This is a genomic window from Stenotrophomonas sp. (assembly GCF_032066555.1).
Classification (GTDB): domain Bacteria; phylum Pseudomonadota; class Gammaproteobacteria; order Xanthomonadales; family Xanthomonadaceae; genus Stenotrophomonas.
In genome coordinates this window covers 1-15,269 of record NZ_DAMBKV010000023.1, presented here as the reverse complement: position 1 = coordinate 15,269, position 15,269 = coordinate 1, and the positions used below count along the sequence as shown (strand labels likewise).

16 protein-coding genes are annotated in these 15,269 nt (G+C 67.6%); 12 read left to right on the top strand and 4 right to left on the bottom strand.

Annotated elements, in window-relative coordinates:
• Positions 1-32 precede the first annotated feature (32 nt).
• Genes RT131_RS17765 through fabG form a run of 6 tightly spaced genes read left to right on the top strand, consistent with a single transcriptional unit; the run spans position 33 to position 5,384 of the window.
• Complete coding sequence (locus RT131_RS17765; RefSeq protein ID WP_313174120.1) at positions 33-332, top strand: 3-hydroxyacyl-ACP dehydratase FabZ family protein; 300 nt, start codon at positions 33-35, stop codon at positions 330-332.
• Positions 329-1,279: an acyltransferase gene (locus RT131_RS17760; protein WP_313174118.1), complete on the top strand. Its 951-nt coding sequence runs from the start codon at positions 329-331 to the stop codon at positions 1,277-1,279. Before RT131_RS17765 ends, RT131_RS17760 begins: the two co-directional genes overlap by 4 nt.
• Positions 1,233-1,868, top strand: a complete 636-nt coding sequence (locus RT131_RS17755; RefSeq protein WP_313174116.1) for a LolA-related protein — start codon at positions 1,233-1,235, stop codon at positions 1,866-1,868. Before RT131_RS17760 ends, RT131_RS17755 begins: the two co-directional genes overlap by 47 nt.
• An 11-nt stretch (positions 1,869-1,879) precedes the next feature.
• Positions 1,880-4,204 (top strand): MMPL family transporter, encoded by a 2,325-nt coding sequence (locus RT131_RS17750; protein ID WP_313174163.1) that lies wholly within the window; start codon positions 1,880-1,882, stop codon positions 4,202-4,204.
• A complete protein-coding gene (locus tag RT131_RS17745) occupies positions 4,191-4,622 on the top strand; it encodes a phosphotransferase (protein ID WP_313174114.1) in 432 nt (143 codons plus the stop codon). The genes RT131_RS17750 and RT131_RS17745 overlap by 14 nt, the downstream gene beginning before the upstream one ends.
• Positions 4,623-4,652: 30 nt before the next feature.
• On the top strand, positions 4,653-5,384 hold the full coding sequence (fabG, locus tag RT131_RS17740) for a 3-oxoacyl-ACP reductase FabG (protein ID WP_313174161.1): 732 nt from the start codon (positions 4,653-4,655) through the stop codon (positions 5,382-5,384).
• Between the two features lie 10 nt (positions 5,385-5,394).
• Here the strand turns inward: fabG and RT131_RS17735 are convergent, their stop codons facing one another.
• From RT131_RS17735 to RT131_RS17725, 3 genes are read right to left on the bottom strand one after another with little or no spacing between them, the layout of a single operon-like run.
• Entirely contained in the window at positions 5,395-6,183 is a 789-nt protein-coding gene (locus RT131_RS17735; protein ID WP_313174113.1) for a glycosyltransferase family 2 protein, read from the bottom strand.
• Positions 6,176-6,970, bottom strand: a complete 795-nt coding sequence (locus tag RT131_RS17730; protein WP_313174112.1) for a beta-ketoacyl synthase chain length factor — start codon at positions 6,968-6,970, stop codon at positions 6,176-6,178. The genes RT131_RS17735 and RT131_RS17730 overlap by 8 nt, the downstream gene beginning before the upstream one ends.
• Positions 6,971-6,975: 5 nt before the next feature.
• Positions 6,976-8,175 carry a beta-ketoacyl-[acyl-carrier-protein] synthase family protein gene (locus RT131_RS17725; protein WP_313174160.1) on the bottom strand — a complete coding sequence of 400 codons (1,200 nt, stop codon included), beginning with the start codon at positions 8,173-8,175 and terminating at the stop codon, positions 6,976-6,978.
• Between the two features lie 241 nt (positions 8,176-8,416).
• Between RT131_RS17725 and RT131_RS17720 the strand changes: the two genes are divergently transcribed.
• Positions 8,417-8,692 (top strand): YcgL domain-containing protein, encoded by a 276-nt coding sequence (locus RT131_RS17720; RefSeq protein ID WP_313174110.1) that lies wholly within the window; start codon positions 8,417-8,419, stop codon positions 8,690-8,692.
• Entirely contained in the window at positions 8,685-12,026 is a 3,342-nt protein-coding gene (locus tag RT131_RS17715; protein ID WP_313174108.1) for an ankyrin repeat domain-containing protein, read from the top strand. The genes RT131_RS17720 and RT131_RS17715 overlap by 8 nt, the downstream gene beginning before the upstream one ends.
• Positions 12,027-12,094: 68 nt before the next feature.
• Here RT131_RS17715 and RT131_RS17710 read toward each other — a convergent pair whose 3' ends face one another.
• Positions 12,095-12,523: a hypothetical protein gene (locus RT131_RS17710; RefSeq protein WP_313174107.1), complete on the bottom strand. Its 429-nt coding sequence runs from the start codon at positions 12,521-12,523 to the stop codon at positions 12,095-12,097.
• Between the two features lie 143 nt (positions 12,524-12,666).
• Here RT131_RS17710 and RT131_RS17705 point away from each other — a divergent pair, with 143 nt between their 5' ends.
• The 4 genes from RT131_RS17705 (at position 12,667) to RT131_RS17690 (ending at position 15,242) form a co-directional block, all read left to right on the top strand.
• The gene (locus RT131_RS17705) at positions 12,667-12,915 is read left to right on the top strand and encodes a hypothetical protein (protein ID WP_313174105.1); all 249 of its coding nucleotides are present in this window, start codon (positions 12,667-12,669) and stop codon (positions 12,913-12,915) included.
• Positions 12,916-13,024: 109 nt separating this feature from the next.
• Positions 13,025-13,939, top strand: a complete 915-nt coding sequence (locus RT131_RS17700) for a bestrophin family ion channel (protein WP_313174103.1) — start codon at positions 13,025-13,027, stop codon at positions 13,937-13,939.
• Positions 13,940-13,969: 30 nt separating this feature from the next.
• A complete protein-coding gene (gene hemB / locus RT131_RS17695) occupies positions 13,970-14,959 on the top strand; it encodes a porphobilinogen synthase (RefSeq protein WP_313174101.1) in 990 nt (329 codons plus the stop codon).
• Between the two features lies 1 nt (position 14,960).
• Positions 14,961-15,242, top strand: a complete 282-nt coding sequence (locus RT131_RS17690) for an SHOCT domain-containing protein (protein WP_313174099.1) — start codon at positions 14,961-14,963, stop codon at positions 15,240-15,242.
• Positions 15,243-15,269 lie beyond the last annotated feature (27 nt).

Here is a 15,269-nt window from a genome sequence, read left to right as displayed (position 1 = left end):
CCTGTGTGCCAAAGTCGCCGGTACAGCATCTGATGCAGTTCAGTATTCCCTCCGATCATCCCTGCCTGCCCGGGCATTTCCCCGGTCGGCCGCTGGTGCCTGGCGTGGTGGTGCTGGAGCAGGTACTGCAGGCGGTGGCGATCGAGCAGGGGCAGGCGGTCGGCGCGTTGCGCCTGCCGCAGGTGAAGTTCATGGCACCACTGCTGCCGGATCAGCAGGCACGGGTGGAGCTGGAAGGCCAGGCGCCACGCTGGAAATTCCGCGTGTTGCGCGAGGACCAGCTGCTGGTGCGTGGCGAGCTGGTGTTGGTCGAAGGCGACGCAGGCGCATGAACGAGGCGGACTGGAAGCATCGTCCCGAAGGCGGCGGACGGTTCGCCATTCGTTTGATCGGCGGCATCGCGCGGCATGGCGGGCGCGGCATCGCGCGCGCCTGCCTGTACCCGATCACCCTGTATTTCTACTGTGTGCGGGGTGCCGAACGGCGCGCGTCCGCCGATTACCTGCGACGCCTGCGCGGGCGTCCGGCGCGTGCGCTGGAAGTGGCCCGCCATATCCATACCTTCGCCGCCACCATCCTCGACCGGGTATTCCTGCTGGCCGGCCGCACCGCCCTGTTCGACATCCGCAGCAGCGGTACCGAGCCCTTGCTGCAGCAGCTGGACCAGGGGCGCGGGGTGCTGGTGTTCGGTTCCCACCTCGGCAGCTTCGATGCGCTGCGGGTACTGGCCAGGATGCGCCCGGACCTGAAGCTGCGGGTGCTGATGGACCGCGCGCACAATGCCGCCATCACCGAACTGCTGGCCGAACTCGACCCCAAGCTGGCTGATTGCATCATCGATGCCGGACAGGAGGGCACCGCGATCGTGCTGGCCATCCAGCAGGCATTGGAAGATGGCGCGATGGTGGCATTGCTGGTGGACCGGGCGCGTCCCGATGAACCGGCTGTCGCCGCCCCGCTGCTGGGCAGTGACGCTGCATTCCCGGCAGCGCCGTGGTTGATCGCCAACGCATTGAAGGCACCGGTGGTGCTGGCCTTTGGCCTGTACCTTGGCGGCAACCGCTACGACCTGCGCTTCGAGTCATTTGCCGAGGTGGTGGATATCCCGCGCCGCGGCCGGGCGGAGATCCTTTCCACGCTTATCCACCGTTATGCCGGCAGGTTGGAGCATCACCTGCGCGAGGCCCCTTACAACTGGTTCAATTTCTATGATTTCTGGCATCCCCAAGACCGTGCGACGGCTGCTCCCGTGCCTGCTGACCGGCCTGCTGGCCAGTAGCCCCGCCCTGGCCAGTGGCGTCGATGCCACATGGATACTGCGGCAACTGGCGCAGCCGGCACCCAGCCAGACCAACTTCGTCGAACTGCGTGGCTCGGCATTGCTGAAGGAGCCGCTGCGGGTCGAAGGCCAATACCGCCGCCCGGATGCCGGCACGCTGGTCCGCGAGGTGCGCACGCCCTATGCAGAGACAACGACCATCGCCGATGGCCAGGTCAGCATTGCCCGCGCCGGCAAGCCGCCGCGGGTGTTCGCGCTGCAACGCGTGCCCGAACTGGCCGATCTGCAGGCCAGTTTCGGGGCGATGCTGGCCGGTGATCTGGCCGCGTTGGAGCAGAACTATCGCCTGCAGGCCTCCGGCAGTGCGCAGCGCTGGCAACTGCAGCTGACGCCCAAGGCAGAGGCCTTGGCCCGGCGCGTGCGGTCGGTGATCCTGCACGGCCAGAACGCGGAACTGCGCTGCATCGAAACCCAGCCGGCCAAGGGCGAGGTGCAGCGCACCTTGCTGGGCGGTGCCGCCACTGCCGCGGCCGCCGTTCGCGACGCCGCCGCGTTGAGTGGGCTGTGCAGTGCCGGTGGCACGCGTTGAAGCTGTCATCCATGCAGCGCATCGGCCTGGCCATTGCCTGGTTGCTGCTGCTCGGTGTGCTGGGCATGTGGATCAGCAGCCGAATCCAGGTCAGCGGCGACCTGCGCAAGTTCATGCCCGACGCACGTACGCCCGCGCAGAAGCTGTTGCTGGATGAACTGGGCGAAGGCCCGGGTGCGCGGTTGTTGCTGGTCGCACTGTCCGACGCCGCACCCGAGCAGCTGGCGCAGCAGTCGCGCGCGCTGCGTGCAGCATTGGCCGCCGATGCGCAGTTCGAGCTGGTTGCCAATGGTGAGCAGGCCGGGTTGGAGGCATTCCCCGAGCGTCTGCTGCCCTACCGCTATCTGATCGGTGCATTGCCGGCAGATGCGTTTTCCAGCGCCCGTCTCGGTGAAGAACTGCAGGCACGCCTGCAGGACCTTGGCTCGCCTGCCGGTGGTTTGATCGAACCCCTGCTGCCTTCCGATCCCACCCTGCAGGTGCTGCGCGTGGCCGAGGCCCTGCAACCAGCCAATGCGCCGCAACGTATCGATGACGTCTGGTTCGATCGCGCCGGCAAGCAGGCGTTGTTGCTGGTGCAGACCCATGCGGCAGGCTTTGATCCTGGCGCCCAGCAGCTGGCGGTGGATACGATCAACAACCGGTTTGTCGGCATCGCCGCCGCCAGCGGCAGCCGCATCGAGCTGAGCGGGCCGGGCGCGTTCTCGGTCAAGATCGGCAACCGCACCGCCAGCGAAGCGGGCATGATCGGCACGCTGGATACCATCGGCATGATCCTGCTGCTGTGGTTCGCCTACCGCAGCTGGAAAATGCCGATCCTGGGTTTCTTGCCGCTGGCCAGTGCCGGCTTGGCCGGGCTGTGCGCGGTGGCGCTGGGCTTTGATGGCGTACACGGCATCACCATCGCGTTCGGCTTCACCCTGATCGGCGTTGTGCAGGACTACCCCATCCACTTCTTCAGCCACCAGCGGCCGGGTCGCTCGGCATGGGACAACGTGCGCGCGCTGTGGCCGACGCTGGGCACGGGGGTGATCGCCACCTGCATTGCCTACCTGACCTTCCTGTTCTCCGGCGTGGATGGTTTGAAACAGCTGTCGGTGTTCACCATCACCGCACTGGCGACGGCGGCGCTGGCCACGCGCTATCTGCTGCCGGCATTGATTGACCCGGCAACACGCGATTTCGCCGACTCCGACCGGCTGGCGCGGCTGTGGAAGCACACCCAGCGCCTGCCACGGCCGCGCTGGTCACTGGCCGTACTCGCCGCGCTGGCGGTGGCGGTGATGGTGTTTGCCCCGGGCACCTTCTGGCAGAACGACCTGGGCCGGCTGACCCCGGTGGACCCGCAGGACCTGCAGCGTGATGCACAGCTGCGCAGCGAACTGGGCGCGCCGGATGTGCGCTATCTGGTCACCGTGCGCGGCAGCGACGCACAGGCTGCGCTGGCCGCCAGTGAACGGCTGCGGCCGGCCCTGGATGCGCTGGTCGCCAACGGCGCGCTGGAGCGCTACGACATGGCGGCGCGTTATCTGCCCAGCGCCGCCGTGCAGCGCCAGCGCCAGCAACAGCTGCCCGATGAAGCCAGCCTGCGCGCGGCGCTGGCAACGGCGGTGGCGGGAACGCCGTTCATCGATGATGCGTTCGAGCCATTTGTCGCCGATGTGCAGCAGGCGCGCCGTGCGCCGCCATTGCAACCGGCTGATCTGCAGGGCACGCCACTGGCGACGGCAGTCGATGGCCTGCTGGTGCAGGGCAGGGATCACGCCATCGCGCTGGTCTCGCTCAGCGGCCTCAACGATGTGGCCGCGGTGGCCAGCACGGCGCAATTGCATGGCGCGCAGCTGCTGGACATGAAGCAGGCCTCCGAATCCCTCGTTGCCGACTATCGCGGCCGTGTGCTGGTCGCGCTTGCGCTTGCGGTACTGCTGCTGGCACTGACCGTTGGCGCTGCATTGCGCTCGCCACGGCGCGTGTTGCGGGTGCTGCTGCCGATGCTGCTGACGACCGTGCTGGTGCTGGCGGTGCTGCGCGGCGTGGGCGTGGAGTTGAACCTGTTCCACCTTATCGGCTTGATCCTCGCCGCTGGCCTGGGCCTGGATTACGGGCTGTTCTTCGAACACGCAGGCGACAGCCATGCCGACCAGCTGCGCACCCTGCACGGCTTGCTGGTATGCAGCGTGATGACCTTGCTGGTGTTCAGCCTGCTTGGCTTGTCCTCGATACCGGTGCTGCGTGCGATCGGCAGCACGGTGGCATTGGGCGTGGTCTGCAATTTCGTGCTGGCCCTGCTGATATCGCGGCATCCGCTGCAGGAGGTTGGACATGCTGGGACGTGAGGAAATCCTGCAACTGGTCCCGCATCAGGGCGGCATGTGCCTGTGGGACGAGGTCGTGAGCTGGTCGGCGCAGGACATCGCGCTACGGGCGTTCAACCACCGCGATGCGGCGCATCCGCTGTGCGATGACGGCCAGCTGCGCGCAATCCACCTCTGCGAATATGGTGCACAGGCGATGGCCGTGCATGGTGGCCTGCGCGGGCGCGAACGGGGTGGCGCGGCGTTGCCGGGCGTACTGGTCGCGCTGCGTGACGTGCAGCTGCATGTGGTGCGCATCGATGATCTGGTCGATGCACTGGAGGCGACCGCGCAGGTGTTGGTGGAAGGCGAGGGCAGCCAGCAGTATGCGTTCCGCATCCATCACCGCGGGCAGTTGCTGGCAGAAGGCCGTGCCGCGGTGATGCTGCAGCTGCCATGAATATTCAATGAGACCTAGCGGAGCAAACCCCTGATGAGCAAGCAGCGACGTGCGCTGGTGACCGGTGGCAGTGGTGATCTGGGTGGCGCGATCTGCCATCGGCTCGGCAGCGACGGCGTGCATGTGATCGTGCATGCCAACGCCAACCTGGCGCGCGCCGAAGCGGTGGTGGCGCAGATCGTCGCCGACGGTGGCAGTGCGCAGGCGGTGGCCTTCGATGTTGCCGATGATGGAGCGGTGAATGCCGCGCTGGAGGCCCTGCTGGTCGATGGTCCCATCCAGATCGTGGTCAACAATGCCGGCATCCACGATGACGCGCCGATGGCCGGCATGGATGCGCAGCGTTGGCAGCGGGTGATTGATGTCAGCCTCAACGGTTTCTTCAACGTGACCCAGCCGCTGCTGTTGCCGATGGCGCGCACGCGCTGGGGCCGCATTGTCAGCGTATCGTCGGTGGCAGCCGTGCTGGGCAATCGCGGCCAGACCAACTACGCCGCGGCCAAGGCCGGCCTGCACGGGGCAAGCAAGTCGCTGGCGCGGGAAATGGCCAGCCGTGGCATCAGCGTCAACGTGGTCGCGCCGGGGGTGATCGAGGGCCAGATGGCGGCCGATGCGTTTCCGCCTGAGCTGATCAAGCAGACCGTACCGGCCGCGCGCGCCGGCAAGCCGGAAGAGGTGGCGGCGCTGGTGGCCTTCCTGTGCAGCGATGCCGCCGGCTACATCAACGGCCAGGTGATCGGCATCAACGGCGGCATGGGCTGAGCGCGGTCGCTCAGTTGGCGACGTCGGTGCTGTCGATCACCGGCGGATTCCTGCGGATGGTGCGGTAGACGCGCCAGACATGGCCATGCCGCAGCGCCAGCAGCACGATGTGGCTGGTGATGCGGTACAGGTCCTGCAGCGGCTTGAAATGGCTGGGGCGGAATTGTTCGTCGCTGTCGGCGCAGCGGTAGCGTGATTCGATCGGTACCGACACGCAGCGCGTGCCCAGCTGGCGCGCAGCCGAGATCACCACCTGTGCTTCGAACACGAAACCCTCGGCGGCGATGTCGCGCAGGGCGATCACCTCGGCCGGGTAGAAACGCTGCCCGCTCTGGCTGTCGGCCACCTGGTAATGCGTGCCCCAGGCGATGCCCCAGTCACCGAACTCGTTGGCCAGGCGGCGGTACAGCGGTTGCGATGCGCGCTTGCGCAGGCGCGCACCGATGATGATACAGCCGGGGTGGCGGTTGGCGCTGGCGAGCAGGCGCGGCAGGTCGGCGGCAACATGCTGGCCGTCGCCGTCCAGGGTCAGCACGCCGCGCAGGCCGAGTCGGCTGGCTTCGGCAAAGCCGCTGCGCAGTGCCTGGCCCTTGCCCATGCGTTGCGGGTGGCGCAGTACCGTGACCGGCAGATCGGCGATGCAGTCGGCGGTACGGTCGGTTGAGCCGTCATCGATGACGATGACGTGCGGGTAGTACTGCAGCGCGCCTTCGACCACCTGGCGGATGCGCAGTTCTTCGTTCAGTGCCGGAATCACCACGGCGACATTGTCCGCGGACAGCGGGCCCGGTTCAGTCATGGCGGATGCCGATCTCCAGCCACTGCTGCGCGCCTGCGCGCATCCATAGCATGTCCTGATCCATCGCCAGGGCCTCCAGCAGTGGCAGCACCGGGTGCATCGCATTGTCGGCAAACAACTGCGTCAGTGGGCCTTGCGGCACATCACGCAGGATCGCTGACGGTGCTGCGTCATGCAGTTTGAGCTGCAAGCCCGGCAGGCCATCGCATGGGCTGCGTGACAGCACGAAGGCGGCACCCAGCAGGCCGCTGCTGGGTGACACTTCGGCGGCCGGGCCACTGGCGTTGCCGTCATAGGCGACCAGCAGCACCGCTTCCTCGCCAGCCTGCAGCTGCACCATGGCTTCCAGCAGGCCCTGCGCGAAGCTGTCGTGGCCGGCGCTGATCGCGGTGGCCGAGACGTGTGCGCCGGCACCGATGGTCCAGTAGCCGGCGGCGGCGTTGTGCACCGAGTTGTGGAACCTGGTTGGCGAAATGGCAGCCGGGTCGGTGGCCAGGGTGGCGCACATGTAATCGGTGATGGTCAGCTCGCCGTGGGTGGAGGTGAACACCGACGGCAGGCTTGCCGGTGCGCGATCGGCCGCCTCACAGGCGGCCAGCGCGGCCTCCAGCGCGACCGCCACCGTGCCGGGTGCGCGGCGCCGCTCATTGGCAGCCAGCAGCTGCGGCGACGGGCGCGCCGGCGGGTCCTGCGGGCGTTCGCCCTTGCGCATCCAGGCACAGGCGCTGTCCCAGTCGGGCAGGCCGTTGCCCCAGAATCCGACACCTTCCAAGGTAGCTTCCAGCATCTGTCTCATCCTGCCTTGCCGAACACCAGCGCGCAGTTGTTGCCGCCGAAGCCGAAGGAATTGTTCATCGCATAGTCAATCTCGGCCTGGGCATTGGCAAAGCGGATCTGCGGGCCGCAGGCCGGGTCGGGGATCTCGCTGTTCAAGGTGCCCGGCAGCACGCCGTCACTCAACGCCAGCAGCGCGAACACCGATTCGACGATGCCGGCCGCGCCCAGCGTGTGGCCGGTCCAGCCTTTGGTCGAGCTGGCATGCAGGCTCGGCGGGAACAGCGCGGCAACCGCGGCGGCTTCGATGCTGTCGTTGGCCGGGGTCGAGGTGCCATGCAGGTTCAGGTAACCCAGCTCGGCCGCATCGATACCGGCGCGTTGCAGCGCTGCCTGCATCGCCAGCCGTGCGCCCAGTCCTTCCGGATGCGGGGCCGACATGTGGTGTGCATCGCTGGATTCGCCATAGCCGCGCAGCTGCAGGGGCGTGGCCGGGCCTGCGCCGACACGTTCAAGCACCGCGTAACCACCGGCTTCACCCAGCGACAGGCCGACCCGGCGTGCGTCGAACGGTTGGCATGGCGTGGGCGCGACCAGCTGCAGCGAGTTGAAGCCATACAGCACGCTGCCGCACAAGGTGTCCACGCCGCCGACCAGGGCAGCGTCGGCCAGGCCGGCATTGATCAGGCGCGCGGCCTGGGCGAAAACCTTGGCGCTGGACGAGCAGGCCGTGGCAACGGTGACGCAGGGGCCGCCCAGCCCGGTTGCGGCCTGCACGAAATCGCCCAGCGAATGTGGGGTATGAATGCGTGGGCGCAGCATGTCGGGCGGGAAATGCAGGTTGCCGTCGGCATCGGCTTCAAGCCGGGCATAGGCTTCTTCGGTGGCGCCGATGCTGGAGGTGGAGGTGCCCATGACTACCGCCACCCGCGATGCGCCGTGGCGTTCACGCACCTGCTGCAGCGCTGCCAGCACGTCGTCCTGCTGCAACGCGAGCCAGGCCAGCTGATTGTTCCGGCAGGAGAACCCGGCCAGGTCCGGCGGCAACGTCACTTCCTCCAGGCCGGCTACGCGGCCGATCCAGCAGGGCAGCGGTTCATCACCGAAATCGTTCGGACGCAGACCGCTGCGCCGCGCGCGCAGCCCTTGTCGTTGCGCAGCCAGGCCCGCACCCAGCGCCGTCGTCGCGGTGTGGGCAAGGATGTTCAGCGGTGCCAGGCGTGGCGGTGATGCAGGCGACACGTTGTCTTCCAAGGGTTCGAAGGGGCGCGAGTATATCGACAGGTGGCTTCCCGTCGATCAGCCGGACCGCGGGCATACCCCCATCTCAACAGAATCTTGATGTAAATGAATGTATAAGACCGTGGCAAATCCCGCTGCGACGAGGCGCGCCGCCTTTCAACAGCGCCAGATTTCCGACACAATCTCTGACTCCCGATGCAGGGCAAAGCCCGCTGGCATGCAAGCTTACGTCTATAAAAGCCAACGCAAGCAGGACACCTACGTGTACCTCGCCAAGCGTGATGATTTCGATGTGATTCCGGCCGTGCTGGGTAGCACGTTGGCGCCGTTCACCTTCGTGCTGGAGGTGGCGCTGACTCCCGAACGTCGTCTGGCCCAGGCCGATGTCGCGCAGGTGCGCGCCAACCTGGCCGAACGCGGTTTCCACCTGCAGGCACCACCGATGCCGTTGGCACCGGTGAAAATCGCCCGCATCGACGGTCGCGATGACTGAAGCATTACGTAGCCGTGTTGTTGCCGCCGCGCTGGGCCTGGGGGTGTTGCTGACCCTGGCCACGGCGTTCGGTGGCGTGGCCGCGGCTGTATGCGGGGTGCTGGCCCAGCCGGCCTTCGCGCTGGCGGTGTCGTGGTGGCGGCGTACCCGCAGCGTGACCCCGTCGCTGGCAGTATTCAAACGTGAACTGCCTGGCCTGCTGGGATTGTGGGCCGGCGGCGCGGCCATCGTCGCGGTGCTGGTGTCCTGGCCGTTGGCGGCATTGCACGACAGCGGCAGCCTGGCGGCGGTGCTGGCGCTGAGCATCGCGGTCAGCGTGGCGTTGTTGGCGCTGTGGCGTACCTGGCCGCTATGGCAGGCGATGGAGCGTGAGGACAGCGCGCTGCGCACGCAATGGCAGGCCCTGAGCGGCCGCAGCCTGGATTCCTGGCATGGCCTGGGCGCGGCAGCGGTGGTGTTGCTGTTGTGTGCGGCCATCGTCGCTGCGGCCTGGCCGGGCCTGGTTGGTAGCGGCCTGCGTTGGCCGCTGGCCATTGCCACCGCCATCGCCGCCCCGCTGTTGCATTACCTGTTGCAGTCGATGCGCAGTGCGCCGGGCGTGGCTGCGGCGAAGGCCAGCGGCAATCCGCAGCCGGCCTTCGATCCGTTTGCCGAAGCGCTGGCCGAGCCTGCACCGTTGGAGCCGATCGCGCAGCACGAACTGGTGCCGCAGTTGTATGACGCCGCCCGTGGCGGCCGCATTGATCGTGCCCTGCAGTTGTTGGATGCAGGTGCCGATGCGCATGCGCCGGCGCCTGCCGAATCGCGCGACCAGCGCAGCCTGGCGGTACTGGCGGCGGTACTGCCGGACCTGCGGCTGCTGCGTGCGCTGATCAGCCGTGGCGTCGACGTCAACCAGGCCCACAAGGGCATGACCCCGCTGCTGGCGGCAACCCGCGACAGCTGGCACGGCCGTCCCGAGGCGGTGATGACCCTGCTGGCCAACGGTGCCGATCCGCGCACGCCGGACGCCGATGGCAATACCCCGCTGCACCACGCCGCGCGCAGTTCCGATCCCGGCGTGGCAGCCCTGCTGCGCGATGCCGCAGCCGAGATCGATGCCCTCAACAACGATGGCCACAGCCCGCTGGCGGTGGCCTGCCAGGCCGGCAACTGGCGGCTGGGCAAGTTCCTGCTGGAGCGCGGCGCCAAGGTGGAACCGGCCGATGGCGTGCCGGTGCTGGTCCAGGCCGCCGCCACCGATGACGATGACCCGGCCGGTGTGCAGCTGCTGCTCAAGCACAAGGCACGACTGGATGCGCGCGACCGCCAGCGTCGCAGCGCCCTGCATGAGGCCGCCGTGGCCGGCCATGTCGATATCGTCGAAACCCTGCTCAATGCCGGTGCCAATGTGGAGCCGCGCGACGCCGCTGGCCGCACGCCGTGGCTGGATGCCGCCTCGCAGGGACATGCCGGGGTGCTGGAGCGGCTGCTGGCGCACAAGCCCGATGTCCATGCCGTTGACGGCGAGGGCTGCAACGCGTTGCTGCTGGCCAGCCGTGCCGAGCATGTTTCGGCGGCGCTGATCCGCCGCCTGCTGGACCTGGGCATTGCCGCCGATGTGGTCGGCAGCGATGGCCGTCGCGCCATCGAACATGCCGCTGCCGCCGGCCGCTGGAGCATCGTCTCGCTGCTTGACCCGGGCTATCCATTACCTGCGGCCGTCAGCGATGCTGCCGCCAGCAGCGCCGAAGGTGCAGAAGGTGACGCCGTGCCGGTGCTCAACGACCGCGCGCCGCTGGCCTTGCTGCGCGAAGCGCTGGTATTCGGCAACGTCGACGGCATGGCACCCCTGGCCAAGCTGTGCGCGGCCGATGAACTGGGTGGACTGCTGCACGATCCGGAACTGGCCCTGCAGCCGCGCGTGGTCGATTGGCTGCTGGCGCAGGGCGCCGCGGCGGAAGTGCTCGATGCCTGCGGTGATACCCCGATGTTCGCGCTGCTGTCGCGTGGCGTCGATGCGATCCCGACCCTGCAGGTACTGCTGCAGCGGGGCGTGTCGCCGGCCGGCCGGGGTGGCCTGACCCGTTTCCTGGCTGCTTGCGCGCAGCACGACCACGGTGCGCGCAGCACCGAACAATTCGCGCTGGAACTGCTGGAGCGCGGCGCTGATCCGTTTGCCGCCTCGCCGGCCGGTGATCCGGCCTTGTCGCTGGCGGTACGCCTGGGCTGGCTGAAGCTGCAGCAGCACCTGCTGCTCAATGGCGTCGACCGCGAGGCGCGCGACAGCCATGGCATGACCGCGCTGCACCTGGCCACCGCACTGGCACGCGAGGCGGCGCTCAAGCAGCTGGTGCTGCAGGGCGCATCGCCGGATGCACGTGCGGCGGATGGACAGACGCCCTTGGGTGTTGCCCTGTCCAGCGGACGTCGCGATCTGGCCGACCTGCTGGACTGGCGTGGCTGGCAGCTGCCATTGCGCGCCCTGCGCGATGCCGACGTCGCGGCCGCGGCCATGGCCGGCGATGCCGATGCGGTACGCCGCCTGCTCAATCTTGGTTTTGCCGTCGACGCGGTCGATGCGCAGGGCTGCACCGGCCTGCTGCGTGCCGCCGGCGGTGGTCATGCGGCGGTGGTGGACCTGCTGTTGTCGCGCAGTGCCGACCCACAGCATGCGGCGGCCAGCGGTGCCACGCCGTTGTCGGCGGCGGTGAGCATGCGCCAGACCACGATCGTGGCCGCGTTGCTCAATGCCGGCGCCAAACTCGAACATCGCCTGCCCGGCGGCGTTACCGTGTTGATGCTGGCCGCGGCGCTGGGCTTGCCGGATATCGTCGCGCGCCTGCTCACTGCCGGTGCCGACGTGCATGCCGGTGACGACCAGCAGTTGGCGCCGCTGCATTGTGCCGCGCTGTACGGTTTCACTTCGCGTGACCGTACCCGCCTGCTGGCCCTGCTGGATACCTTGCTGCTGGCCGGTGCCGAACCGGACCAGGCCTCCGCCGGCACGGTGACGCCGTTGCTGTTGCTGCTGGGTGCACGCGCCGAACCGGGCACGGCCTGCGACGAAGGCGTGGTGCTGGCGGCCGTGGATCGGCTGCTGGATGAGGACGTGTCGTTGGACGTACGCGACCCGCGCGGCTTCGGTCCGCTGCATCTGGCCGCCCTGCACGGCCTGCCGCAACTGGTACAGCGGCTGCTGCGTGCTGGTGCCGATCCGGAGATGCGCGATGCGATCAACCGTACCCCGCGCGACATCGCCATCATGCGCGGCTTCATCGACGTGGCCGGTGAATTCGAACCGGCGGTACCCGGGGTATCGTCGATGGCGCGGTTCCTGCGCGATCACAGCTGACCACCACCGGATTGCCTGCAACAAGGGCGCCTCACGGCGCCCTTGTTGCATTACCCGGGCAGCAGGACTTACTTGCCTGCGCCCGGCGGTACCCAGATCGCCACGCCTGCGGCACGCTTCTGCTGGGTGGGGATGCCGACGCTGAGGCCGCCGGCGGTGTGGCGGCCATAACTGCCCGCACCCACCGACATGCCAACCGGCGAACCACCGGAACCCACGCCCATCAGGATCACCCCGTTGGCGCCGAGTGCGGCGGCCTCGCGCTTGAGCCGGGCAATCGCCGCATCGGTCTGGCCCTGGGTGCCGAAGCCGACCGCGCTGGAGGATTCGAGCTGGGCGATCTCCACCGAGCCGGCCGGCGGGGTGGAATAGATCTGCACGCTGGCCGGGTCCACCGGTGCGCGGGCCTGGCCAAGCATGACCTTGGAAGTGCTGGCGCAGCCGCCGACAGCCAGCGCGACGCCGAGTGACAGTGCGATAACGAGCGGAAGTTTCATGGTTTCACTCCCCGGTGATCGGTAATTGCGGATGATCCATGGCGCCGGCTGAATCTGTCGAGAACTTCCGGCCAGGGTGAAGGCCTTTTGCTCTGCACGTGTTCCCGGCTATCTTGCAGGCTGTATCTGGTGGAGGAAGGCACATGGGGCTGATCAGCCTGATTTGGGGAATTATTGCCCTGTTGTGGATGGTATTGGCATTCATTCCACTGCTTGGCTGGGGTAACTGGTTCCTGATCCCGTTCGCGGCCGTGGGGGCGATCATCGCTGCCATCGGCCTGCTGTTCACCCATGCCAGCAAGCGCGGCCGGGCCAAGACCGGTCTGTTGCTCAATGCCATCGTCATTGTCGTCGGGGTGATCCGCCTGAGCATTGGCGGCGGCTTCATCTGATCGGGGCCACCGCCGTGCCGGCGGGGTACAGCCGGGGGGCGTAAAATGACACGGCTGGCCGGAAGCCCTCCGGCGTCGTTGGCCTGTTGCAGGCGTTACCGGCTTTCCGATGATCATCCGCCCCCGTCCCACTGGCTGGCAGCTGCTGTACATCCTGCGCGGCTCGATCGTGCCGGCCATTGCCCCCAAGGTGCTGGCGATCGGTGTGCTGGCGGTGCTGGTGGCGGCGTTCAGCCGCAGCTGGCACCCGCTGGGTGGGAGCGGTCTGTCGGTGGTGCCGTTCACCCTGCTGGGCCTGGTGCTGTCGATCTTCCTGAGCTTCCGCAACAACGCCTGCCACGACCGTTGGTGGGAAGGTCGCAAACTGTGGGGGCAGCTGCTGATCGAATCGCGCGGTTTCGCCCGTGCGGCGGGCGCGCTGCTGGTTGCCGAACCACAGCTGCGTGAGCGCGGCACGCACCTGGTCATCGCGTTTGCCCATGCCCTGGCCGCGCGCCTGCGTGGGCGCGACCAGGCCGCCGCCTGCGCCGCCTGGTTGCAGCCGGACCAGGAGGCGCTGCTGGCGCGACGCAATATTGCCGATGCCGTGCTGGACCAGCTGGCCAGCGAACTGGCCGTGCCCCTGCGCGAAGGTCGCCTGGATCCCTATCTCTACGCGCAGTTCGACGCGCGCCTGCAGGGCATGGCCAGCGTACAGGCCGGCTGCGAGCGCATTGCCGGCACCCCGCTGCCGTTTGCCTACACCTTGCTGCTGCACCGCTGTGCCTGGCTGTTCTGCGTGCTGCTGCCGTTTGGCCTGGCCGGCGCATTGGGCTGGGCAACGCCGGTGGTATCAATGCTGCTGGCCTATGCCTTCTTCGGCCTGGACCAGCTCGGCGAGGAAATGGAAGACCCGTTCGGCACCGAACCCAATGACCTGCCGCTGGACGCCATGGTGCGTACCATCGAGATCGATCTGCTCGATGCAGTGGGCCACAGCCCGCTGCCCGAGCCACTGCAGCCCGAGGGTTACCGGCTGCAGTAAGCCCCGTTTCCGGAATCAAGGAGTATCGCGATGATCCACCCCCAGTACCGCCCACGCCGCATGCGTCACGACGAGTTCTCGCGTCGGTTGATGCGTGAGAACACGCTCACCAGCAACGACCTGATCTGGCCGGTGTTCGTGCATGAGCTGCAAGGCCGCGCGGCGGTGGCATCGATGCCGGGCGTGGACCGCATGTCCATCGACGAACTGCTACGCGAGGCCGAACAGGCGCTGGAACTGGGCGTGCCGGTGATCGACCTGTTCCCGGTGATCGACCCGTCGCGCAAGTCGCTGGACGCGGCCGAGGCCTGGAACCCGGATGGCCTGGCGCAGCGTGCGGTGCGCGCGCTGAAGCAGCGCTTCCCCGAGCTGGGGGTGATGACCGACGTGGCGCTGGACCCGTACACCACGCATGGCCAGGACGGCATCATCGACGAAACAGGCTATGTGCTCAACGACATCACCGTCGAGGCGCTGGTCAAGCAGTCGGTATCGCATGCCGATGCCGGTGTGGACATCATCTCGCCCTCGGACATGATGGACGGTCGCATCGGCGCCATCCGCACCGCACTCGACGAGGCCCGCCATATCAATGCGCGCATCATGGCTTACTCGGCCAAGTACGCCTCGGCGTTCTATGGTCCGTTCCGCGATGCGGTGGGCAGCTCGGGCAACCTGGGCAAGGCTGACAAGAAGACCTACCAGATGGACCCCGCCAACAGCGACGAGGCCATGCGTGAGATCGCACTGGACCTGGACGAAGGCGCTGACATGGTGATGGTCAAGCCGGGCATGCCTTACCTGGATATCGTGCGCCGGGTGAAGACCGAGTTCGGTGTGCCAACCTTCGCGTATCACGTCAGCGGCGAATACGCGATGCTGAAGGCGGCCGCGGCCAATGGCTGGCTGGACGAACGCAAGTGCGTGATGGAGACGATGATCGGCTTCAAGCGTGCCGGCGCCGACGGTGTACTGACCTATTACGCACCGCAGATCGCACGTTGGTTGAAGGAGGCGTGAGATGAATGTTCCCGGCCTTGAAGGCTACAACTGGGCGGTATGGCTGATCGGGGTGCTGCTGTTTGCAGTGGCGATTGGTGTGTTCATTGCTGCCATCGTGCGTGCCGGCAAGCGTCCGCCAGAACTGCACTCGGCGGCCGAGCGGCTGCAGCGTGAGGCAGCGCAGGGCAGTGATGTGGATGCCAAGCTGCGTGCGTTGGAGCAGCGCAGGCAGGCCGGGCAGATGGGTGAGGCGGAGTACGAGGCGATGCGTGCTGCGGTGTTGGCTGGCGTCAAGCGCTAAAAGCTCTAGAGCAGAAGCACCCCTCCC